This window comes from Rhodococcus sp. KRD162, assembly GCF_017168335.1.
In the GTDB taxonomy this organism is placed as follows: Bacteria; Actinomycetota; Actinomycetes; order Mycobacteriales; family Mycobacteriaceae; genus Rhodococcoides.
The window spans coordinates 218,903-241,350 of record NZ_JABFAU010000016.1 but is presented as its reverse complement, the minus strand read 5'-3'; the positions used below and the strand labels follow the sequence as shown (position 1 = coordinate 241,350).

The 22,448-nt window shown below is 63.8% G+C and carries 23 protein-coding genes; 6 read left to right on the top strand and 17 right to left on the bottom strand.

Features of this window, described 5'->3' with window-relative positions; all coding sequences use genetic code 11:
• Nucleotides 1-179 precede the first annotated feature (179 nt).
• Together J1M87_RS23310 and J1M87_RS23305 are read left to right on the top strand one after the other, a co-directional pair.
• Entirely contained in the window at nt 180-647 is a 468-nt protein-coding gene (locus tag J1M87_RS23310; protein WP_206492170.1) for an SRPBCC domain-containing protein, read from the top strand.
• A gap of 26 nt (nt 648-673) precedes the next feature.
• Complete coding sequence (locus J1M87_RS23305) at nt 674-1,114, top strand: SRPBCC family protein (RefSeq protein ID WP_206492169.1); 441 nt, start codon at nt 674-676, stop codon at nt 1,112-1,114.
• Nucleotides 1,115-1,133: 19 nt separating this feature from the next.
• Here the strand turns inward: J1M87_RS23305 and J1M87_RS23300 are convergent, their stop codons facing one another.
• The 5 genes from J1M87_RS23300 to J1M87_RS23280 all read right to left on the bottom strand — a co-directional run bounded on the left by J1M87_RS23300 (nt 1,134) and on the right by J1M87_RS23280 (nt 7,239).
• A complete protein-coding gene (locus J1M87_RS23300; RefSeq protein WP_206492168.1) occupies nt 1,134-1,955 on the bottom strand; it encodes a class I SAM-dependent methyltransferase in 822 nt (273 codons plus the stop codon).
• Between the two features lie 175 nt (nt 1,956-2,130).
• Nucleotides 2,131-3,573: an acyl-CoA desaturase gene (locus tag J1M87_RS23295; RefSeq protein WP_206492167.1), complete on the bottom strand. Its 1,443-nt coding sequence runs from the start codon at nt 3,571-3,573 to the stop codon at nt 2,131-2,133.
• Nucleotides 3,574-3,597: 24 nt separating this feature from the next.
• On the bottom strand, nt 3,598-4,695 hold the full coding sequence (locus tag J1M87_RS23290) for a ferredoxin reductase (protein ID WP_206492166.1): 1,098 nt from the start codon (nt 4,693-4,695) through the stop codon (nt 3,598-3,600).
• Between the two features lie 100 nt (nt 4,696-4,795).
• Nucleotides 4,796-6,295: an FAD-dependent oxidoreductase gene (locus tag J1M87_RS23285; protein WP_206492165.1), complete on the bottom strand. Its 1,500-nt coding sequence runs from the start codon at nt 6,293-6,295 to the stop codon at nt 4,796-4,798.
• 38 nt (nt 6,296-6,333) lie between these two features.
• Nucleotides 6,334-7,239 (bottom strand): diiron oxygenase, encoded by a 906-nt coding sequence (locus J1M87_RS23280; protein WP_206492164.1) that lies wholly within the window; start codon nt 7,237-7,239, stop codon nt 6,334-6,336.
• A 355-nt stretch (nt 7,240-7,594) separates the two neighbouring features.
• Here J1M87_RS23280 and J1M87_RS23275 point away from each other — a divergent pair, with 355 nt between their 5' ends.
• The gene (locus J1M87_RS23275; protein ID WP_206492163.1) at nt 7,595-8,320 is read left to right on the top strand and encodes a YoaK family protein; all 726 of its coding nucleotides are present in this window, start codon (nt 7,595-7,597) and stop codon (nt 8,318-8,320) included.
• A gap of 25 nt (nt 8,321-8,345) precedes the next feature.
• On the opposite strand, the gene J1M87_RS23270 is transcribed toward J1M87_RS23275, so the two are convergent.
• Nucleotides 8,346-8,969, bottom strand: a complete 624-nt coding sequence (locus J1M87_RS23270) for a TetR/AcrR family transcriptional regulator (protein WP_206492162.1) — start codon at nt 8,967-8,969, stop codon at nt 8,346-8,348.
• 80 nt (nt 8,970-9,049) lie between these two features.
• Here J1M87_RS23270 and J1M87_RS23265 point away from each other — a divergent pair, with 80 nt between their 5' ends.
• Entirely contained in the window at nt 9,050-9,982 is a 933-nt protein-coding gene (locus tag J1M87_RS23265; RefSeq protein ID WP_241257374.1) for a DAPG hydrolase family protein, read from the top strand.
• 169 nt (nt 9,983-10,151) lie between these two features.
• Here the strand turns inward: J1M87_RS23265 and J1M87_RS23260 are convergent, their stop codons facing one another.
• Nucleotides 10,152-11,087: a pirin family protein gene (locus tag J1M87_RS23260; protein WP_206492161.1), complete on the bottom strand. Its 936-nt coding sequence runs from the start codon at nt 11,085-11,087 to the stop codon at nt 10,152-10,154.
• 83 nt (nt 11,088-11,170) lie between these two features.
• Complete coding sequence (locus J1M87_RS23255; RefSeq protein WP_206492160.1) at nt 11,171-11,512, bottom strand: GNAT family N-acetyltransferase; 342 nt, start codon at nt 11,510-11,512, stop codon at nt 11,171-11,173.
• A gap of 217 nt (nt 11,513-11,729) precedes the next feature.
• Between J1M87_RS23255 and J1M87_RS23250 the strand changes: the two genes are divergently transcribed.
• Entirely contained in the window at nt 11,730-12,971 is a 1,242-nt protein-coding gene (locus tag J1M87_RS23250) for an acetyl-CoA carboxylase biotin carboxylase subunit family protein (protein ID WP_206492159.1), read from the top strand.
• Between the two features lie 41 nt (nt 12,972-13,012).
• The gene (locus tag J1M87_RS23245) at nt 13,013-15,019 is read left to right on the top strand and encodes a hypothetical protein (RefSeq protein WP_206492253.1); all 2,007 of its coding nucleotides are present in this window, start codon (nt 13,013-13,015) and stop codon (nt 15,017-15,019) included.
• Between the two features lie 7 nt (nt 15,020-15,026).
• Here the strand turns inward: J1M87_RS23245 and J1M87_RS23240 are convergent, their stop codons facing one another.
• From J1M87_RS23240 to J1M87_RS23200, 9 genes are all read right to left on the bottom strand, one after another.
• Nucleotides 15,027-15,242 (bottom strand): DUF2945 domain-containing protein, encoded by a 216-nt coding sequence (locus J1M87_RS23240; RefSeq protein WP_206492158.1) that lies wholly within the window; start codon nt 15,240-15,242, stop codon nt 15,027-15,029.
• 105 nt (nt 15,243-15,347) lie between these two features.
• On the bottom strand, nt 15,348-16,490 hold the full coding sequence (locus J1M87_RS23235) for an RNA polymerase sigma factor (RefSeq protein WP_206492252.1): 1,143 nt from the start codon (nt 16,488-16,490) through the stop codon (nt 15,348-15,350).
• An 8-nt stretch (nt 16,491-16,498) separates the two neighbouring features.
• Nucleotides 16,499-16,906 carry a YciI family protein gene (locus J1M87_RS23230; protein WP_206492157.1) on the bottom strand — a complete coding sequence of 136 codons (408 nt, stop codon included), beginning with the start codon at nt 16,904-16,906 and terminating at the stop codon, nt 16,499-16,501.
• A 95-nt stretch (nt 16,907-17,001) separates the two neighbouring features.
• Nucleotides 17,002-18,024, bottom strand: coding sequence for a class II fructose-bisphosphate aldolase (gene fbaA / locus J1M87_RS23225; RefSeq protein WP_206492156.1), 1,023 nt, complete (start codon nt 18,022-18,024; stop codon nt 17,002-17,004).
• Between the two features lie 29 nt (nt 18,025-18,053).
• On the bottom strand, nt 18,054-19,058 hold the full coding sequence (locus tag J1M87_RS23220) for a LacI family DNA-binding transcriptional regulator (protein ID WP_241257372.1): 1,005 nt from the start codon (nt 19,056-19,058) through the stop codon (nt 18,054-18,056).
• Between the two features lie 45 nt (nt 19,059-19,103).
• Nucleotides 19,104-19,757, bottom strand: coding sequence for a nucleoside/nucleotide kinase family protein (locus tag J1M87_RS23215; RefSeq protein WP_206492154.1), 654 nt, complete (start codon nt 19,755-19,757; stop codon nt 19,104-19,106).
• Complete coding sequence (locus tag J1M87_RS23210) at nt 19,744-20,667, bottom strand: PfkB family carbohydrate kinase (RefSeq protein WP_206492153.1); 924 nt, start codon at nt 20,665-20,667, stop codon at nt 19,744-19,746. Before J1M87_RS23210 ends, J1M87_RS23215 begins: the two co-directional genes overlap by 14 nt.
• Nucleotides 20,648-21,430: an ATP-binding cassette domain-containing protein gene (locus J1M87_RS23205; RefSeq protein WP_206492152.1), complete on the bottom strand. Its 783-nt coding sequence runs from the start codon at nt 21,428-21,430 to the stop codon at nt 20,648-20,650. Before J1M87_RS23205 ends, J1M87_RS23210 begins: the two co-directional genes overlap by 20 nt.
• Nucleotides 21,427-22,422, bottom strand: coding sequence for an ABC transporter permease (locus J1M87_RS23200; protein WP_206492151.1), 996 nt, complete (start codon nt 22,420-22,422; stop codon nt 21,427-21,429). The genes J1M87_RS23205 and J1M87_RS23200 overlap by 4 nt, the downstream gene beginning before the upstream one ends.
• Between the last annotated feature and the right edge of the window lie 26 nt (nt 22,423-22,448).

Genomic DNA, 22,448 nt, shown 5'->3' with positions numbered 1-22,448 from the left:
ACGGTGTGCGCTCCGCAGCTGGATTGTGCGGAGTCCGACGGGGCGACTGTACGAACGCGACGTGGCGGTCGTGTTTCGTCATTGTGTCCACTGCGAGGCAAAACCCGAGCCACAGTTTCCATCTGTGCCCGCCCGGGTAGACCAACACAACCAGTGCCACCACCGGAAGGCGTAACCCCATGACCGATGAGTTGACCGTCCGCCGCGTGATTACCGCACCCCCGGCATCGGTGTTCACAGCGCTGGCCAACCCCGAGGTTCACGCTGCCGTCGACGGCTCGGAGATGCTCCGCGGCGCGATCGACCCGGTGCCGATGCGTGAGGTGGGTGACACCTTCGCGATGCAGATGTATCAGCCGCAGCTGGGCGAGTACGTCATGGAGAACACCGTCTTCGTCTTCGAACAGGACCGACGCATCGGCTGGATTCCCCGACGCCAGGGCATGGAGCCTCGCGGTACGCGATGGTCGTGGGAACTCGACGACTTGTCCGAGGACCGTACTGCGTTGACCCAGGTCTACGACTGGTCCCGCGTCACCGACCCGGAGTTTCGGGCGGCGGCGGGCTTTCCCCGGGTGACCGAGGAGCAGATCGTCGGCACCATGGGGCGACTGGCCGACCATCTCGGCGTCACCGTCGAGAACTGACCCACCCAGACAAGAAAGAGAACACGATGGTCGACGTCACCAGAACCTTCACCGTTGCGGTCGCGCGCGAGAACGCCGCCGCGTATCTCCGAGACTTCGCCCACGCGTCGGAGTGGGATCCCGGAACCCAGAGCTGTAGACAAGTGTCCGACGGCCCAGTCGCCGCGGGTACGCAGTGGCACAACGTCTCGAAGTTGTTCGGGATCACCACCGAGCTGACCTACACGTTGGTCACCGACGAACCGAACCACATCGTCTTCGAAGGTGAGAACAAGACCGCCACGAGTGTCGACGACATCACTCTGACGGACGAGGGGCCGCAGTCGACCCGAATCGACTACCACGCTCGCGTCGAATTCAACGGTGCCGCAAAGGTTGCCGGTCCATTCCTCAAGGCTGGATTCGAAGCGAAGGTCGCACCCGAGACGGTGGAGAAGATGACCGAGGCTCTCGAACGACTACGCTGAGGACCTGCTTGCGCGAGAACTACTTACGCGCGACGACGGTGAAATTGTCGGCCGAACTCGTCACCGCGTCGGGCTCGACTATCGACCCGTCGTCGGCGAAGATCTCCACGATCGTGAAACCCGCCTCGGTCACCAGTGCCCGCACATCCGAGACGGTGGTGAAGTGCATGAACGGCGCGAAGTCGTGGGCGGCGAGTGGAGCGGTGGCCCACGTGCCGCGGTCGTCGACGCGGGTCCTTCCCGACCACCAATTCCTCACGCTGCGAACAACTCCGGCAGGATCGAGTAGTCGGCGTCCGGCCGCGGTCACCGCCCGTTTCGGTGAGAACGTGAAGGGCTGGGTCGGCCGGCTCAGTTGAAACGGAGTCTCCCCGAAGGACGGTCCGTTGCGGTTGAGGGTGGAGAACACCACCATTCCCGACGCACCGAGGACTCGGTGAAACTCTGCGAGAACTCGACCCCGCTCGTCATGGGTAACGGTATCGATTCCGTTGTTGCTGAAGACGATCAGGCCGAACTCGCCGTCCGCGAAGTTCTCCAGATTGCGCGCGTCGGCCACGTACGCCTGCACGTTCGGAAAATTCCGCCGAAACGCATCGACCATGGTGGGCGCGTAGTCGATCGCCACATAGCTCTCGCTCATCAGCCGCAGCATCGCCGTGGTTCGACCGCTGCCGACACCGACGTCCAGCACCGGTGTTCCGCGCGAGACCCCGGCCGCAGCGACCAACGCTGCAGCCTCCCCCCGGTCGAGAAAACCATCGGTGGGACCGGCGTATTCGACGTACGCCGCTGCCACCCGAGCACTGTCGAACACATCTCTGTTGTGGTCCACGGACACGCGATCACCTCTGTCTCTCGAAACCCGCTGACACCGACGTCACGCCCCTGTGACCAGACGGTACCGGCGAACCCTGAGGACCGCCTGAGGCCGACTCGAGGCGAAACCACAACGAAACAACCGCGGCCACCCGGTGATCGGGTGGCCGCGGTCGGGTAGAGCTCGAGGGGGTACGTCAGTCGTCGCCGCGGGGCGGCGGTTGAACGTCGACACCGCCGGAGTTGTGCTCCGGTCCGGCCGCGGGGTGACCGGACGGCACGCGGCCACGCGTCTTCGCGGCCTCACTGTCCTTGGTGGCACCCTCGGCGAACTTACGACGCCAGCTCTCCTCGGGACGGTAAGGGCCGGGCTTGGGCCGAACCTTGCCACCGGGGAAGGCCAACCGTGCGATGGTCCGCTGGACCATGCCGTACTGCTGCATCAGCGGTCCCGAGTTGTAGGGCAGCTGATAGCGCTCGCAGATGTCCTTGATCTTGGGAGCCACTTCCGAGTAACGGGTGCTGGGCATATCCGGGTACAGATGGTGCTCGACCTGGTAGCTCAGGTTGCCACTCATCAGATGGAAGAATGGGCCGCCGTCGATGTTGGCCGCTCCGACGAGCTGACGGACGTACCAGCCGCCTCGGGTCTCGTTCTCCACCTCTTCCTGACTGAAGGTGTACGCCTGATCAGGAAAGTGACCGCAGAAGATGATGCCGTGCGACCACACGTTGCGGATGATGTTGGCCGTGAAGTTGGCCGCCAACGTGGACAGGAACGTGCTCTCGACCCCGCTGAATCGACTGTCCAGCAACGATGCCGCGCGACGGTTCTTACCGAATCGCGTCGACGACCGCAGCTTCGAGGCGAGCCTCGACCTCTTGCTCTCGGACAGGCGACCACCCGAGACCACCTGCGCGAGCGCGAACGCACCGGCACTGATCAGCGGCCAACCCACGTAGTCCTTGACGAACTGCTTACGCGCCTTGACGCCGATTCCCTTGAGGTCCTCGATGAGGTCCTTGACGGGCTTGTCACCGCGACGAATGGCCTCGATATCGAGATCGTGCAGCGCAACACCCCACTCGAAGAACGCCATCAGCAGAAGGTTGTAGAGCGGCTGGGCGAGATACGCCGGATGCCACTCCTGCCGCGGATCGATGCGCATGATCTCGTATCCGAGATCCTTGTCCTTACCGCGAATGTTGGTGTACGTGTGATGAACGTAGTTGTGCGAGTGCTTCCACGAGCTGGCAGTGGATGCGGTGTCCCAGTCCCACACCGAGGAGTGAATCTCCGGATCGTTCATCCAGTCCCACTGGCCGTGCATGACGTTGTGACCGATTTCCATGTTCTCGAGAATCTTCGCGATACCGAGGCATGCGGTGCCTGCCAGCCATGCGGGCTTGCTGGTGGACCCCAGCAACAGCACTCGGCCCGCCACGAGCAGCTGGCGCTGAGCGGCGATCACCGAGGTGATGTACTTACGGTCCTTGTCCCCGAGGCTGGCGTACACCTCGTCGTGGATGGCGTCGAACTCCTTGGCCAGTTCGGCAATGGTCTCGTCACTCAGGTGCGCCAGTGGGCTCACGGGCTCATCACTGGTATCGGTACGCCTGGTGGTTTCGTCGATAGTCATACATTCCCCTGTTCGATGTGTTGATCAGAGTTCGATTTCGATGTCGCCCTCAGCAGTATTGACACAGATCCGAACGGCCTGCCCCGTAGGTTCGGAGACATCCCCGTTACGCAGGTCACGTAAACGTCCCTTTTTCAGGGTGCCGACACAGGTGTGACAGATGCCGATTCGGCAGCCGAAGGTCAGATCCAGGCCGGCTTCCTCACCCGCGGCGAGAATTGTTGTGCCGCCGTCACATTCGACTTCCTTCTCGCTGTTGAGGAACTTGACGGTGCCGCCCTCACCCGCATCGTCACCACCACCGATGACCGGCTGGAAACTCTCGTGATGGAAGCGGTCGTAATCGCCCTGGTCCTTCCAGTACGAGCGCAGATCGTCCAGATGCTCGCCCGGGCCGGAGCAGAATGCTTCTCGATCACGCCAATCCGGGACCAGTTCATCCAATTCGGACGCTTTCATTCGCCCTTCGTCGCTGGTGATCCGCAGCTTCACCGTCAACCCGTCGTGCTTGGCCTCGAGTTGGTCGAGGGTATCGGCGAACATCAACTGCTCACGGTTGTGCACCGAATGCACCACCACGACATCGCGAACCTGATCGTGATGGTCCAGGGACCGCAACATGCTGATGATCGGGGTGATGCCGCTGCCCGCGCTGATGAACACCATCTTGTCCGGAACAGGACTCGGCAGAGTGAACTCGCCCTCCACCTCGCTGAGCCGGACGATATCGCCGGTTCTGATGGTGCCCACCAGATACGGCGAGACGGTGCCCGAGGGCACCAGCTTGGGACTGACACTGACCAGCCCGTCTTTCGGGTCCGGATCGGAGGTCAAGGAATACGCCCGCCAGTGGTACCGACCGTCGATCAACACACCGAGCCGGACGTACTGCCCGGGCGTGTGACCGGCCCACTCGAAACCGGGACGGATGTACACCGAGACCGCCTCCGACCCCTCCGGAACGATCCGCTCGACCTTCCCCCGAAGCTCGCGAGTGGTCCACAGCGGATTGATCATCGACAAGTAGTCGTCGGGACGAAGAGGATTGAACAATGACCGGACTGCGCGCAGCATCGTCCGTCGTACGAAAGAAACCTGGGGCTTGGCCCCCCGTTCAGCCATACTCAACGGTAACCCTGCGCGGCGCACAGCGCGCCGAAAATGCTCAGACTCGAATGCGGCTGCTACACAATGTGAACAGAACCGAACAGCCCTCGACTGGTCAGCGCGCTCTCGACACCCGATCGCCCAGAGCCGCACTCACTTTTCCGTACCAACCACGCGGACGCACAGAGCCTCGGGTGGGGACATCGGCCAACAGAGCTTCGGCCGTCTCCTCGGCATCGATCTTGTTGTCGCCGATGCCGCCGGTGGCACCCCGCTTGGCCCAACCCACCACGTAACAGCCAGGAACCGGGCTGCCGTCCGCGGCAGTGACACGCCCTCCGACGTTGCAGATGGTGCCCGTGATGTCGTCGAACGGAACACCCGGTGCCGGGGTTCCGCGATATCCGATGGCCAAGAGAACCAGCTCGGTCGGCAACGTCACGGCATGCTCGCCGACACCGAACTCGATGGCATGCACCGAGTCCTCGCCATGCAGAGCAGCCGGTGCCCGACCGAAGGCGAAAACGATACGGCCCTCCACTCCTGCCTTCGAACCCAACTCGACGCGAGGAACACCGGCCAACGCCGACGCCGAAGCCGACAGTGGAAGCCGATCGAGCGCCTCGACGATTCCATCGGGTCCCGCCACCACGACATCGACACCGGGGCGATCGACCAGGGCCTTGCACTCCGAACGGGTGAAAGCCGCGAACTCCGGCCCCCGCCGAGCCAGGACGACGACCTCCGACACCCGATGGCGACGCAATTCGGCCAACGCGTGTGGGGCGATCTCGGTTCCTTCGAGCTGATCCGGGTCCGCGGTGAGGATGCGGGCCGCATCGAGGGCGACGTTGCCGTTTCCGATGATGGTGACCCGGTCCACGCCGGTGAGGTCGATCGCGTCTGCAGGCACATCTGGATGACCGGTGTACCAACCCACCAGGGTGCGCGCGCTGACCGAACCGTCGAGGTCGATGCCGGGAATCTCGAGCGCTCGATCCTTGTCGGCCCCGACGGCGTACACGACGGAATCGAACTTTCGAGCCAGTTCCACATGGTCGACGTCCCTGCCGACCTCCACTCCGAGCTTCATGGTCACCCGCGGATGCGCGAAAATTCCCCGGAAATGCTCGCTGATGCGCCGCGTACCGAGATGATCCGGAGCGACGCCGTAGCGGGCGAGACCGCCCGCGGTGGGCAGCCGGTCGTAGAACGTGATTTCGGTGCCCGGCACGCGCAGCAGCGCCTGGGCGGTGTAGCAGGCAGCCGGTCCGGTCCCGACGATGGCGATGTCGATCGGCGGCAGATCGTTGACCGTCGCCACCGGGAACCGAGGCGCGCCCCACTCCGCCACGGCGGGCTTGTCCTTGTAGTAATCGGCGTTGATGTCGGCGTAGATCTGCTGGTCCGGCGTCAGCCGAGACACGCGTGCAATCGCGTCGACCGGGCATGCATCCGCGCAGGCACCGCAGTCGATGCACGAACGCGGATCGATGTAGAGCAGCTCGGTCTTACCGAAGTCCGGCTCGTCGGGTGTCGGGTGAATGCAGTTGACCGGGCACACCGACAGGCAGGATGCGTCGTTGCAACAGTTCTGCGTGATCGCGAACGGCATGGGTTCTCAGATGTCCTTCACGGCCTCGAAAAGCGCTGTCAGAGCATGTGCAGTCGACGGTAGATCATCTCGGCCGGCTTGGTGATCAAACCGCAATCGAGAAGAAACGCCATCAGATGCTCGCTCGAAGTGCGCATCATCGTGTGGTGGTGAGCGTTGTTCTTCGCTTCCTTCACCGCGCGGTCGACATCGAGACCTGCCGCTGCGTAGACCTCCTTGTTGACCATGTTGGACACGATCAGACGAGCGGCGATCGCGACGACGAGGGCACTGGCCTTGCGGCGGGCCGGGCTCTTCTGGGCGATCTCCTCGCGCATCTGCGCGCGAGCGAAGGTCATGTGCCGCGACTCTTCCACGACGTGGATCTTGCTCGTGGTGCGCACGAGAGGCAGTACGTTCTCGCCGCGCATCCAGTCGCGCTGCATCACATCGAGGACCTCTTCGGCGACGAGGATGCCGCCGTAGGCCACCTCGGCCGAGGCGAGAGCCTTGAAGCCGCGGCCGAGCTCGATACTCGAACGGCGCGGCAGGTATGCCTTGATGCCCATCTTCTGGCAGGCGCGGGCAAACATGATCGAGTGGCGGCATTCGTCGGCGATCTCGGTGAGCGCGAACTGGAAATCCGAGTTCGACGAGTCCTTGCAGTACTGATCACGCAGGACCATTTGCTGCAGGATCATCTCGAACCAGATGCCGGTGCTCATGATGGAGCAGACCTCGTGACGAGTGAGCGTGATGCGCTGCTCCTCGCTCATCTCGTCCCACAGCTTCGTGCCGTAGAGCGTGCTCCACTCGGGGTTGAGTCCGTAGAGGGAGGGATCGAGATCGGCCTCCCAGTCGACCTCCTCGGCCGGGTCGTACGACAGTTGGGCGGCGGAATCGAGCAAACGAGCGGACACATCCTCGGGCTCGAGGACGTCATTCCTGGAGAGTGTGCTGGTCATCGCCGTGGTTCCTTCCATCGTCGAAAGTCTTTCAGTACCTGTTACCGACATTACCAGGTACCTGACGACACAGGTAGCCCTTCCGGCAGAATGATCGGAATTCTCGGCGGCGGACAACCCTGGAGTGCAGGCCTCCGCGACACGGTGATCAACCGGTGCTCCCAATCGGCACCGAGGAGGCAACCCCCGAACCGGCTCACCCCCGCCGCGATGCGCGCGAAACCGCGCCTGCCGGGTACGACGTGAACGGCCCGCCGACACACCGAACAATGGTCGCGAGTAAGCAGACGATGTCGGTCCTGTGATCGTTGACTCAATAGATTGCCGGTTCGCCGCATGCCCGGAGAATCGAGTCATGACTTCTCCTGTGGCGATCAGCCGCGAGACCGCCGTCGGTGCCGAAGCTCGACTGTCGTGGATCTTGTCCGGACTCGCTGGAATGGTCGGAGCCGTCGCATTCCTGCACTCTGCCGGCTATTTCGTGACGTTCATGACCGGCAACACCGAACGTGCCGTCGTCGGACACTTCGGCCACCCCGACGGTAAGGAGGTTGCCCCTGGTGCCTCGCCGATTGCGGCCTTGGCCCTCATGGGCTCGTTCCTGACCGGCGTGGTCGTCTCGTCGATCTGCCGGCGTCGCTACTGGTCCAATCATCCCCACGGCGCGACGGTGCTGACCACCGTCGCGCTCGCCGGAGCGGCATCGCTGGACATCGCCATCTCCGGCTGGTCCTCCGCCACCGTCAATTTCTACCCAATTCTGTTGGTGGCCTTCGCACTCGGCGCACTCAACACCGCATTCACGAAGAAAGAAGAGACGTACATTCCGCTGAGCTACGTCACGGGCACGTTGGTCAAACTGGGCCAGGGCATCGAGCGACACCTGTGCGGCGGAGGGACGTACTACGACTGGCTGTGCTACTCGATCCTGCTCGGGTCCTTCGCGTTGGGCGGGGCGATCGGTGCTGTCATCGGCGTTGTCATCACCGGCCCTCAGGTATTGCTGATCGCCGCACTCATCAGCCTCGGCGCGACGATCTTCACGTTCACCCACACCGAGCGTCGGTCACTACTGGGCTGACGCCCGCCCCATGCTCGATCTGCTGTCAGCGGGGTCGATCTGCTATCAGCGGTGAGGGGCCCACGATCGAACGCAGCATCTGCTCCACGAGAGACCGAGGCAGAGGCGAACCGATCAGCACTTGCCGCTGAATCAGTCCCTCGATCATGATCACCAGTGTTTCGGCCTCCGACTGCGGGTCCTGGGACTCGAGGGAGGCCACGACCCATTCGGCGAAGGTGACGAACGACGCTCGCTGAGTGTCGAACAACTCGCGGACCCCACGATCGTGTTGCGCCTCCCCGAGCATGATGTGGCGAGCGATGACCCGTTTCGCGGCGACACCGGTCGTCATCGCATCGATGAAGTCGGCGATTCGGGTCACCACGACATCGACGGTGAGAGGTTTGACGTCGACCAGACTCCCGAACGTGGCTCCGGCAACCTCGAAATCGCGGATGAACAGTTGCCCCAACGCCAGATGCAACAATCGACTTCTGGTGGGCGCGTGATAATTCACCGATCCCGGACCGAGTCCCGCAGCAGCATCCACTGCTCGGTGAGTCAGGCCACGAAAGCCCTTGGTGGCCAGCACCTCGATCGCGGCCGTGGCAATCTCTTCGCGCCGACGCACGCCGGACTCGTCGTCCTTGGCAGAGGCATGAGTCATACCGGGCAGTCTACTGACAGGGCGTTGACATGGCCCGAGTACGCGACCTAATCTCAACAAATGTTGAGATTAGGTCGTACATGAACCGGAGACCGACACGACGCCAGGTCGTCGTGGGTGCCGCAGCAGCGATGACCGTCACCGTCCTCGGGACTGCTTCGAGGGCGGCCGCGGCACCGGCGGTGGGGTCTGCAGACGAATGCGGTGAGCGCTACCAGGGCTATCGAGACACCGACCGACATCGGCCGTATGCCCATTACATGGCAGTGCGAACAGCTCCGGCACCTACCGTGGTGACCGATACGTACTCGGGGCCACCGCTCTCACCCGATGCGGTACCCGGATTCGACTCGATCACAACCGATCTCGCCCCCACCGGATACTCCAGGGTCGAGACCGGATACGGGCAGAGAGCCGACGGTGTGACGTTCGTGGCGGTACGAACCGTGATGCCTCGGGTGACAGCAGCGATGTGGGACTGGTGGTTCGGATGGCATTCCACCGAAGCCGGTCGCTACAAGCTGTGGCATCCCGATGCCCACCTGTACGCCGCTCTCGCGGAGGATCGGACGGCGCTCGACATACCCGACAAGGCCAAGTACGTCGGCAACACGACGTTCGTGGACGAGTACGTCGGGCCGAAACTGCAGCAACTGGGCATCGGTTTTCGTGATCCGATCGCGCACGGCTTCGACGTTCCCTCGGATCAGACGATCGTCTTCGGCCGAGTGGGAAGCTCCATCGCACCGGTGGACCTGGGTTGGCTGGCCCATCAGGTGCGGCCGGTAGACGGCGGTGCCGAGATGCGCAGCCGCTTCTACCTGAACCTGCGCGGGTTGCACGTTCCGGACGTGAAGCAGGCGGCGTGCGCCGTCCGCCGGGGAGCGTCGGTGGATCCGACCGACCTCGTACTCGGTCTCGATCTCGCCCGAGATCTGATGCTGCACTGCGGACAGGAGATGAACCACCTCGCAGGCTTCCTACCGGAGCTGTACGCAGAGTTCCGCCGCTAGTGCCCCGGAGACACCGTGGCCAACACGATCAGAGCAGCGACCGCAGCGGTGGCCAACCCACCGAGAATCGCACGAAAGGTCCACGCATTTCCACGAATTCGCGCCGCGACCATCCATCAGCGCAGGTACGGCGCCGGAGCTCGGAACGGACGTTCCACGGCAGCACCGATCATTCGACGGGAACGCCGAGCCGTCCGGCCTGATAGTCCTCGAATGCTTGCAGCACTTCTGATTTGGTGTTCATCACGAACGGGCCTGCCATGGCGACGGGTTCGCGGATCGGCTTGCCGCCCAGGACGAACACCTCCAGCGAGTCCCCCACAGCCGAGGCAGACATCTCGATCGTGTCGCCACGGCCGAACAACACTGTCTGCCCCATCCTGATCGGACGCTTCTCCGCCCCCACTGTGCCCTCGCCTGCGAGAACATAGACCAATGCATTGAAATCGCGATTCCACGGCAGTGACAGTGCTGCACCCGGTGCGATCGTGCTGTGCGAGAGCGCAATCGGGGTGTACGTCGAGCCAGGCCCCGCCATGCCCGCGATCTCACCGGCGATGATGCGCACCAGCGCACCACCGTCCGGACTCGATGCGAGGGTGACCTTGCTGCCGGTGATGTCCTGGTAGCGCGGGTGCGCCATCTTGTTCTCCCGCGGCAGATTGACCCAGAGTTGGACACCGTGGAACAGCCCACCCGAGAGCACCAGATGCTCCGGTGGGGCCTCGATGTGCAGAATGCCTCCGCCCGCCGTCATCCACTGGGTGTCACCACCGCTGATGATGCCGCCGCCACCGTGAGAATCCTTGTGCTCCATGATGCCGTCGATCATGTACGTCACCGTCTCGAATCCGCGATGCGGATGCCACGGCGTGCCCTTGGGCTCGCCGGGGGCATAGTTCACCTCGCCCATCTGATCCATGTGGATGAAGGGATCGAGGGAGGCCAGGTCCAGACCGGCGAACGCTCGGCGGACCGGAAAACCCTCGCCCTCGTACCCCGTCGGTGCTGTCGTGACGGACTTGACGGGCCTTGGGGTCGACGTGGGGTCGAGCACGGGAACTCGACGCAGAGTGAGGATGTTGTCGACTGTCACTGCGGGCATGGCTGCAACCTTTCGGCAATGTAGTTGACTACGCAACTAGTGTATTCGAGCCAACCACGCGAGGTCCGACGGTATTCCCGCGTTCAGCCCCGCCTGTCGGCCAGCCACTGTCTGATCTCGTCGGTGGGTTGCTCGACGATGTCGTCGTACTCCGGATGCTCGACCACGAAATTGGCGACCATTTCGCAGATCGGAACGACCCGCCTGGTGTCGGCGCGAGTGGCATCGAGTGCGTGCTGTACGAGGATCTTCGCCAAGCCGCGACCCCCGTACGCCGCATCGACCTCGGTGTGAAAGAAGATCCGTCGCGCCTGCTCGTCGTCGGCGAATTCGGCGAAGCCGACCCGCGTGCCGTCGACCGACACCGTGAAACGATCTGCTTGCTGGGCAACCTCGGCCTGGGCACCGGTTTTGTCGACCGCCATACCGACCTCCTCCTCGCTCGTGGGCGCGCACCGCACCTGTTGGTGTTCACGATCGTCCCCGATCGAGGTGAATCTGTCGTTCGAATGCCGTGGTGGACACCCGCGGGCGGGGCGTTCACGAGCATCGGACATGCATACGGTGCCCAGTGGCAGATGCTGCCGCTGTACGGTGGATCGAAGGACCTCGACCGATGAATCATCTAGGGGAAGGAACTTCATGGCTCAGCCAACCAGGCTGGAGAAAGACCCGAACAAAGGTTTCGTGGCCCTGCTGGGCTGGAGTCTGGCCGCAGTGGAAGCACTGGACAAGTTCGATCGGCGCTACGTCGTCGTCGCTCCCGAGTGGGCGGAGGCGTACTGCAGCGAGCACGACATCCCCTACATCCCGTGGAACTTCGAGCGACTCAACGACCGCTCGCTCGAGATCGCCGAGACCCTGCAGGACAAGGGTGTCGATGTTGCGATTCCGCTCTACGAGGAGACGGTCGAGTGGGCCGGTGCCATCAACTCGGTACTTCTCGACAACCCCCGGCTGTTCGGTCAAGCGATGCTACTGCGCGACAAGGCGCTGATGAAGCGTCGCGCCCAACTGGGCGGTATCCGCGTGGGCATCTTCGAAGAAGCCCATGACCGCGAGGACGTCATCCGATTCCTCCGCCGCGTCAATCAGACCCTGCTCAAACTCGACGGAGATCCGAACGACCCCATTCACCTCAAGGCCTTCGACAAAGCCGGTTGCTTGGGTCACCGCATCATCCGCACGCCGGACGAGGTCGACTCGATCCCGGACGAGGAATTTCCGGTGCTGATGGAATCGCATCTCGACGGCTGGGAATTCGCCGTCGAGGCATGGATTCACAACGGCAAGATCAAGTTCCTCAACATCTCGGAGTACGTCACTCTCGGTTACTCGGTATTCGTTCCCGCGACTCCGGAACTCGAGCGGTACCGCGAGCAGATCACGGTGCAGATCGAGAAGCTGATCAAGGCCTTCGACATCGAGTTCGGCTTCATCCACCCCGAGTACTTCGTCACCAGTGACGGCGAGATGTACTTCGGTGAAGTGGCATACCGCCCACCGGGTTTCAAGGTCTTCGAGCTTCTCGAGCGAGCCTACGGCTTCAACGCATATCAGGGTCTGGCGTTGGCGTTCGACCCGAAAACCACCGAGGAAGAGATCGACGCCTTCTTCCCGCGCGAGGTTGTCGATGCCACCGGTGTGGCCGGATGTTTCGGCGTCTATCCACGACGACGCGTCGTCAGCCACTTGGAAATTCCGGAGGAGACGACCGGGCACGACTACTACGAAACCAACGATCTGTCGGCACCCGTCGAGGAAACCGTCACCAAGAGAACAGCGTTCGGCACCCACTGGGGACTGCTCTACTTCTTCGGCGACGACGCCTATGTCATGCGTGACCTGCTCAAACATCAGGAAGAACTGGACTTCTACGTGTGAGGCAACAACTCGGGAACGACACCGACCCGCCGTCGCAGACGATGGATGATCCCGCGCCGACCAACGCCACCACCGCAGTGGACCGGGCTCTGGCGTCGCGGCTGGCGCAACTCGACCATGCGATTCACGCCTTGGCCGACGCACCCGAATTCAGCAAGAGCACCAAGGTGCGACGCGTGCTCGACGGCTTGCATCGAGTGTTGTTGCAGCCCGGCGGGTGTGATGCCATTCGCGAACGCGCCGAGACGCTCGAATCCGCCGGATTGTTCGCGGGCACCGATTGGGCCCAGCCCGACATTCTCGTCCCGGGGTTCGTCGGCCCGAGTCTGCGCAGCGGCAACGACGACACCTTCGTGCTCGAGGCGACCAGCGAACTGCGAATGGTGGCAATCGTCGCCGGCGAGTACCAGCATCCCGCGGTCACCGCCGAGGATGCCCGTCGGTTCCTGTCTCAGGTTCTTGCGGTGAATCTCGACGTACTGTTCACGCCGCCGTCGGAGTCGGAGCGAGTTCGCTTGGGCCGCACCGCGCATCTGATCCGTGAGCTCTTCGGGTACGTGGCCGGGCAGATCGGCTACGACAGTGTTCTCGACGAGTTGGTCGAGGAGATCTGGCGAATCCTGCGTCAACGCCCGATTCAGGTCGACACCATCAAGGCCATGGTCACCCGCATCGCGATCTACCGCGATGACCCCACCGTCGACCTCGGGACATCCGGACAAGGTCTGGACCGGTTGATCACCGCATTGTTCGGCACCACCGACGCCTGCCGCGAGGATCCGGGCGTCGAGGTGTATCGGTCTCGGCTCGAGGTGATGGACGTCGAGGCACTGCAATACGAGGCGCGCGGGTTCGCGCGGGCGATGCACGACACCGGGTTGGTCTCGCCGTATCACGCCACGTTGACCCAGTACCTCGTCGATCACTACTCCTACGTGCTGCCCGAGGCACTGGGCCTGTCCGACACCGGCCGCACCTGCCTCACGCGCTACCCGGAACTGGTCCACCGCCTCATCGAGGAAACGGTCTACCCCGAGACCGCTCAGTGCCTCTACGGGCTGGCTCTGCTACTCGACCGCGGCATCCTGCACCAGCCGCCGATCGTGCCCTCACTGTGGCGACAGATTTCACTGACCCTCGCCCCGGCCGTGCAGGAAAAACTGACCACCACCTTCGGTCCGGTTCCTGCACCGCAGTCACGCCTGCTCGGCGGGCTGTTGTCCATGCTCGGCCAACCGCTCGGCATCGGGCAGGGCGACAATCCGACATGCCAGTCCGCGCGCGCACTGTCGATGTGGGCCTACAACGATCCCGACTACCTCCTGCAGATGGTGGTGTGGGCCGCGCGTGACGAGGAGATCGTCATGCACTTCGAGGGGCAGTCGATCTCCTCGACCGACAGTGCAAGCGGCGTGGCCACTTCCGATCCGGTGGACCTCGATCCTGCGTCGCTGTTACTCGTTCCGCACCTCGATCGCATCTACGCCGAGATGGTCCGGCGCTGCGCAGACCGTCCCGGCGACCCGCACCGCTGGGTCAACCCGGAATTCCACGGGTGGTGGTCGGCACGCGAATTCCACATCGACGTCGACGTGACCACCGGCAACCTGGTGGACCTGGACGCGTTCTTGCGGCAGTTCTACGCGTCGTATCACCCGGAATACAACGGACACCAGCCACTGATCCATCCTCAGCCCGCGGGCGTGGCCGTAACCGACAGTGCTGCACGCTATGTGGGGTGGCATGCCATCACGATCCTGCGGGTGGCCGCCGATCCCGAGGGCGTCATGCGGGTCTATTTCTTCAACCCGAACAACGACAGCGGACAGGACTGGGGCGACGGCGTCGTGGTGGGAACGGCGGGCAACGGCGAACGCGCGGGCGAAGGTTCGCTGCCGTTCGACCAGTTCGCGTCTCGGCTCTACATCTTCCACACCGACCCACTCGAGAACGGCCGACCGGAGCGGATTCCTGCCGAGGACATCGAGAGGATCCGGGGCTACATCGAACGAAGTTGGGGCGCAGAACGTTCGGTGCCTCAGGCCTGAGGGGCGGTCAATCGGTCTTGTCGAGCGCCTCCGGTGTGTGCACGGCATCCTTGCCGGACTTGTCGCTCTCGACTCGGTACTGCGGGTCGTCCTTCGAGGCCTTCACGGTTCTACCCGCAGCCTCGGTCTCGGAGGTGATCTTCTCCACCACCGTGCCCTCGGTCGTGGTTCCGTGCGTCTTCCATTCGACCTTGTCACCCTTGTGCAGTTCTTGTTCGGCCATGTTCCGGCGCTCCTTTCACTGGTTCGAGCCACGGGTACCCACGACGGGACCGATGCACACTCCGGTGCCGCGGCCTGGTGACGCATCGATCGATGCCCTCCGTCCTCAGCTCCGTGCAGCTCGAATCCGCGCCGCCTGCAGCGCCAGATGATGTCGCTCGGCTATCGACGATGCCTGCTCAGCTGCGGCCGCGTACAAGTCTGCGGCGCGCCGCAGATCCCCCGCCCTGAAATGCATGTGGGCGGCCGCGGCCGTGTGGCGCGGGACTGCAGAATCGACCTCGGCGAGCGCCGCGAGCCCTGCGGCAGGACCGTCGACTTCCCCGACGGCGACGGCGCGGTTGAGTCGCACGACCGGACTGTCGGTGAGGGCCGACAACTCGTCGTACCACTCGACGATCTGCACCCAGTCGGTCTCCTCCACTCGCGTCGCGTCGGCATGCAACGCAGCGATGGCGGCCTGCGCTTGAAACTCACCCAGCCGATCTCGGGCGAGCGCCGCCTGCAGTATCCGAACTCCCTCCGCAATCAGAGTGGTGTCCCAACGGCCTCGGTCCTGCTCTGCCAACGGAATCAACTGACCGTCGGGGCCGGTTCTCGCGCTGCGTCGCGCGTGATGGAGCAGCATCAGGGCCAGCAGTCCAGCCGTTTCCTCGTCCTCGGATAGCGTCGCCAACTGCCGGGTCAGCCGAATTGCCTCGGCCGCGAGGTCGATATCACCGGAATATCCCTCGTTGAACACCAGATACAGGACCCGCCGCACGGTTGCGAGATCGCCAGGAGCGTCGAAACGCACGTTGCGCACCGTGTTCTTGGCCCTGCTGATGCGCTGCGCCATGGTCTTATCCGGCACCAGATACGCCTGCGCGATCTGCCGCGTCGTCAGTCCCCCGACGGCCCGCAAAGTCAGCGCCACTGCGGCCGCAGGGCCGAGGCTGGGATGCGCACAGAGAAAGAACAACTGCAGCGTGTCGTCGACGCCACCCACGCTGCCCGGGCCCGGCTGCGCCGCAAGCCGATCCTCACGGTCTCGACGCGCCTGCTCCGAGCGTCGAGCATCGAGAAATTTCCGCCAGGCGACGGTCACCAGCCAGCCCTTGGGGTCCGTCGGCGCACCCTCGGACCACGTGGATGTGGCCTGGACCAGCGCCTCCTGCACGGCGTCCTCGGCCGCCGCGAAGTCTGCTCCGCGATGGACGAGAACGCCGATCACAGCAGGCGTCGATTCTCGAAGCACTCGAGGGTCCACGACGACCGTCAATCTTCGATCGTGTCGGGAGCCTCCATGAAGGGGCGCAACTCGAGCCACTCGTTGATCGGCCTTCCACCTGCGCCAGGTGCCGCCGACAACTGCCCGGACAGCTCCAGCGCTCGATCGTAGGTTTCGACGTCGATGACCATCCAGCCTGCGATGAGGTCTTTGGTCTCCGCGAACGGACCATCGGTCACCGGCGGCTTTCCTGCCCCGTCCGAGCGAACCCACGTTCCCTCGGGAGCCAGGCCCTGCGCGTCGACGAATTCACCGGTCTTCTCGAGCTCCGCGGCGAAATCCCGCATGAATTGGATGTGATCGTGCACCTCGGCTGGGGTCCAGCGGTCCATCGGGATCCAGTCCGCCGGCTCGGGCGCGCCGCGGTAATGCTTGAGCATGAGGTACTTCGCCATGATCTCTCCTGAGGTCGGATGCAGCCATTGTTGCTGCATTCGCCCCTGGGACGAAGCCGGACCGCCGATTTCTACATGCTCGCTCGAGATTTTTTTCAGTGCATCGAGCGCCCTACCGAGCCGAGCATCTGCGACGCTTGGACAACCCGGGCCGCCATGGCCGTCTCGGCGGGCTTGCCCCAGGATCGAGGGTCGTAGGCCTTCTTGTTTCCGTAGTCACCGTCGACCTTGAGGACTTGGTCGTACTTGCTCAGCATGTGTCCTGCGATGGATCGGGTGAACGCGTACTGAGTGTCGGTGTCGATGTTCATCTTGATCACGCCGCTGGCAACCGCGGAAGCGATGTCCTCGGCACTCGATCCCGATCCGCCGTGGAACACCAGATCGAACGGCTTGTCCCTGCCGGTCTCGTTGCCGACGACGGACTGGATCTCGGCGAGGATCTCGGGCCGCAGGTGCACCGAATCGGGGTTGTACACGCCGTGGACGTTGCCGAAGGTCAGCGCGGTCATGTACCGACCACGCTCCCCCGTGCCGAGAGCCGCGACGGTCGCACGTGCATCGTCGACCGTCGAGTAGAGCTGTTCGTTGATCTCGTGTGAGACACCGTCCTCCTCGCCGCCGATCACTCCCACCTCGATTTCGAGGATCGTGTCGGCCTCCACCGACAGGTCCAGCAACTCGCGTGCAGCACGTAGGTTCTCGTCGAGCGGTACGGCCGAGCCGTCCCACATGTGTGATTGATACAGCGGCGGCAACCCACGACGACGACGTTCGATGGCGTCGGCCAACAGTGGCCGCACCCAGTCGTCCAGATTCTCTGCGGGGCAATGATCCGTATGCAGCGCAACGTTGATCGAATAGTGTTGCGCCACTTCGTGCGCATACTGAGCGAGCGCCTTCGAACCGGCGAAACGATTCTGTACCGCATTGCCGGAGAGATACAGGGCGGTACCGACCGATACCTGGATGATGCCGTCGCTCTCCGCCTCGGCGAAGCCCTGCAGCGCGGCGTTGAGAGTCTGCGAGCCGGTGACATTGATCGACGGATACGCGAACCCGCCTTCCTTGGCGCGGTCCAGCATGGCCGCGTACTGCTCCGGACTGGCGATCGGCATAAGCTGTCCTATCTTTCGGTTGCGGCCGGTCAGTCGGCCGAGGTAGCGGTGCAGCCACAGGAATTTCCGTGGGTGAAGGTGGTCGGGACTCGAATCGATCGAGGAGCGTCCTGCCTCCCCTCGATTCGGCCGAGAAGCAGGTCCACCGCAGTTCTGCCGATCGTCTGCACGTCCTGCGCAGCCGCCGTCAGTCGCGGCTCGAACAGCGCCGACCACTCGAAATCGTCGTAGCATACGAAGGCGAGGTCGATGGGAATCGACAAGCCAAGGCCGCGAAGAGCTTTGAGGGATCCGATGGTCATCGAGTTGTTCATCGACACCAGAGCCGACGGACGATCCGAGTTCGACATCAGCTCCCGCACCCGAGACTCGGCCACCTCGACATTGGACCGGCCGTCCAGAACCAGGTCAGGATCGAGTGCGATTCCCCGCTCGTCCAGGGCCCGGGAGTAGCCGGCAAAGCGCTCTGTGGTCGACGAGATTCCCTCGATTCCTCGGACGATCGCAATGCGCCTGTGCCCGGCGTCGAGCAGGTGATTCGTCAGTCGGTATGCGGACACGTCGTTCTCGGGCCCCACTTGATCACACGCAAGATCGAGCATGCGGTCGATCAGCACGAGCGGCGTTCCACTGTGCATGATCTCCGGAATGGTCGACTCCTGAGAGCCGGCTGCGGGTGCCAGAATCATGCCGTCGACCTGACGGTCCAGCAGCGAATCGACCACACGCCGCTCCGAACTCGGCTCGTCGTGCGAGTCGCCGAGAATCAACACGTAGCCGGCCTCCGACAATCGCTGCTCCACGGCATGGACCAGACTGCCGAAATACGGGTTGGTCAGCGCCGCGATCGAAAGGCCCACGGTGTGCGTCCTACCGGCGGCAAGAGACCGAGCCACGACGTTGCGCCGATAGCCGATCTCGACGATGGCGGCATCGACACGTTGCCGGGTCGAGGGATTGACCTTTCGCGTCCCGTTGAGCACGTGGGACACCGTCGACACCGACACCCCGGCGAGGCGGGCCACATCGTCCATCGTCGCCACGTCAATGCCCCCGCCGTGCTCGGGTATCGGCGACGGTCATGTCAGGCGCAGGATTCGCTCTGCGCGCCGTGCCGTCGACCCGATGAGTTCTGCATTGCGTTCGTCCGAGCCCAACGCCCAGAATTCGGCTTCCGCGTGCGACTTTCCGTACGCCTCGTGCCTGGCGACCAAGCGCTGGTGCCGAACCTCGTTGTGCGGGGCGAGAAACCACACCTCGTCGATCAAATCTCTGGCGGCAGGCCACGCGTTCGATTCCATCAGCAGATAGTTGCCCTCGGTGACCACGAGCGGCACGGTCGACGACACCGGGATGGACGAACCGATCGATTCCTCGATCTCCCGCCGAAATCTCGGTGCATACACATCGGGATCACCGGGTCGCTGGCCGTGGATCGCCGCGATCAGCCGCGCGTACCCTCCATCGTCGAAGGTGTCGTGCGCGCCTTTTCGATCGAGCCGACCCAGATCGATCAGCACCTCGTTCGCGAGGTGGAAGCCGTCCATCGGGACCAATACCGCCCGCTCCGGACCGAGGGCATCGACCAGTTGTTGCGCCACCGTCGACTTTCCGGCTCCCGGAGCACCGGTCAGGCCGAGTATGTGCCGTTCACCGGCGACGGCCAGCTGCCCGGCCAGCTCCACGAGCTCACCGAGGGTGGCTTCCTGTACGTCCTGGTCAATACTCACCATTGCCGCCTTCGGGTCCGTTGGTGGAAAGTGCGCGAAGCCAGGTTCGCGGTCCGACCACCGAGCAGCGCAGGGCCGCAACATGAGCCGACCTGTGGATCCGCTCGGGCACAGTGCACCCCTGCGTCGAATAGTAGGCATACGCGCCGTGGAAGGCGTCACCGGCACCTACGGTATCGACCACCGTCACCGGCTCGACGTCCACCGAGCCCGATACCTCTTCCGACCACCATCGCACGGGGTCGCCGCCGTGAGTGGTGACGACCGTGTGCACACCAGAGCCTACGAGGGCCGCAGCGGTGGCGTCCGTGTCTGCTGCCCCGGGCACCCGAAAGTCCGCCGAGCACACCATGTCCGTGGCCAACGGGATCAGCTCTCCCATCACCGGCTTCCACCGACCGGCGTCGACGACCATTGTGGTAACCCGCGCCGCCGCATGTTCCGCGGCGGCGCAGGCGATCAGGGGGTGGTGCCCGTCGACGAGAACGACATCGGCACCGGCTATCGAATCCTCGAGCTGCACGGGCGGGGCGGCGTCGGACGTGACGGCATCGGCCGATACGACCGACCGGTCGCCGGTCGATTCGATCACCGTCACCGCCGAGACCGGCACCGATCTGTCGGTGCCCTCGGCCGCGTCGATCACCTGCACCCCGAACGCGGCCAGGTCCGCCTTCACCAGCGCCGCCACCGGGTCGTCTCCGAGCGCAGTGACGAGCACGGCAGTGCCGCCCAACGCGGCGAAAGTGACCGCCGCGTTGGCAGCTGGCCCTCCCGCCGCGACGAACTGCATGCGCGAGGTGATCTTCTGGTTCGACGTCGGGGCAGCGGACACTCGATGGATGACATCGAGCGTGGCCAGCCCGACGAAGACCCCGACCGGACGTGCCGACTCAGCGACCGGCGCGTTCATCGTCGGTCGGCTCCTCCGCGCCGGTCATCAGTGCTACGACCTCGGACATGGTGCGGTTCTTCGGATTCACCACGCCCGCGCGCTTGCCGAGTCGATGGATATGGATCCGGTCGGCCACCTCGAACACGTGCGGCATGTCGTGGCTGATGAGAACCACCGGAATGCCGCGGTCGCGGATCGTACGGATCAGATCGATCACCATTCCCGATTCCCGCACGCCCAGTGCAGCAGTCGGCTCGTCCATGATGATCACGCCGCGGCCGAATGCCGCCGCACGGGCCACCGCGACGCCCTGCCGCTGTCCTCCGGACAACGTCTCGACCGCCTGGTTGACCGACTTGATGCCGATCTTCAGATCCTGCAGATGCTTCGAGGACTCGTGCCGCATCCTCGGCATGTCCAATCGGCGAAACACGCTCCCGCTGATGCCCTTGCGCTTGATCTCACGACCGAGATAGACGTTCGACGCGATGTCGAGCGCGGGAATGACAGCCAGGTCCTGATAGACCGTTTCGATCCCCGCCACCCGGGCGTCGCGCGTGTTCTTGAACGACACCGGTGATCCGTTCATCAGGATCCGGCCCGAGTCGGGAATGACAGCCCCGGCCAAAGCCTTGATGAGACTGGACTTTCCGGCCCCGTTGTCGCCGATGACCGCCAGCACCTCGCCGGCTCGCAACTCGAAGTCGGCACCGTTGATGGCCGTCACGCTGCCGTATCTCTTGACCAGACCACGCGCTTCCAAAACCGGGGTTGCACTCACTGTGACCTCCTGCGCGCGAATTGATCGACGGCCACCGCGACGATGACCAGAATTCCCGTCGCGATGTTCTGGTAGAGACTGTCGACGCCCGCCTGGGTGAGACCGTTGCGCAGCACGCCGACGATCAGGGTTCCGACGAGCGTTCCGATGACACTGCCGCGGCCGCCGAAGAGGCTGGTGCCGCCGATGACCACCGCCGTGATCGTCTCGAGATTGGCGTTCTGATAGGCATTCGGGTCGGCGTTGGGGATTCGCCCGAGTGCCGCCCAGGCGGCGATCGCAGCGATCACGCCGGTGACGATGTAGACCGAGAACAGCACTCGACCGGACTTGATACCGGAGCGATCCGAGGCCTGCGGGCTGCCACCCACTGCGTAAATATGCCTGCCCCAGGATGTTTGGGACAGCGCGTACCACATGACGGCATACACCAGCAGCATCACCACCACGCCGTAGGTGGTGGAGAAGCTACCGATCTTGAACGAGTTGCCGAGCAGCGTCAACGGTCCGCTCGGTACCTGATAGGTCTCCGAGCCTGCGAGCAGCCTGGTCGCCGCTTGAATGGCCGTGAAGGTGCCCAACGTGACGATGAACGGCGGCAATCTCAGTACCGTCACCAACCCGCCGTTGATCGCACCGAAGGCGACACATACGGCGAGCGTCGAACCCAATGCGACGACCGGCCCGTTCGCACCGGCCGACTGCGCCATCACGATGGTGCCCATCACAGCGACGGCACCGATAGACAGATCGATACCCGAGGTGAGGATGATCAGAGTCTGGCCGACGGCCAGGATGCCGACCACCACGGACTGCTGCAGAATCAGAGAAACGTTCTGCGGGTTGAGGAACGAGCTCGAAATCGAACTGAAGACGATGATCGCGATGACGAGAGCGGCCATCGGCCCGAGCAGCGGTTCACGCAGGATCGTTCCTACGCTGAACCGACTCGCAGTGGTGGACTCGGCAGCGGAGGCGGTATCGGTACTCACGGATCAGTCCTCGTGCTCGACGGTGA